The following is a 335-nucleotide window of genomic DNA, read 5'->3' as shown; positions in this document are numbered from 1 at the left end:
ACCGGGTCGAAGGTCCAGTTGGAGACCTCGGTGTCGACGAAGATGATCCGGGCGTCGGGGTACTGCTTGTCGTCGTCGGCCCACATGTAGTAGTCGCCGTAGGGGCCGTCGGGGTCCTTGCGGGACTCCTGGAACCACGGGTGCTGGTCGCTGGTGTGGTTCATGACGAAGTCGATGATGACGCGCATGCCGCGCTGGTGGGCGGCGTCGACGAACTCCACGAAGTCGGCGAGGTCGCCGAACTCCGGGAGCACCGCGGTGTAGTCGGAGACGTCGTAGCCGCCGTCGCGCAGGGGCGACTTGAAGAACGGCGGCAGCCACAGGCAGTCGACGCC

The 335-nt window shown here is 66.6% G+C and carries 1 protein-coding gene; it reads right to left on the bottom strand.

Going from position 1 to position 335, the window contains the following annotated elements; all coding sequences use genetic code 11:
• A partial coding sequence (locus E4U92_RS35640) for an alpha-amylase family glycosyl hydrolase (RefSeq protein ID WP_241681813.1) occupies positions 1 to 335 on the bottom strand: 335 nt, incomplete at both ends.

This window comes from Streptomyces galbus (assembly GCF_005280195.1).
Lineage (GTDB): Bacteria > Actinomycetota > Actinomycetes > Streptomycetales > Streptomycetaceae > Streptomyces > Streptomyces galbus.
Note: the sequence above shows the minus strand (reverse complement) of the source record. Positions and strands in the feature narration are given on the sequence as shown.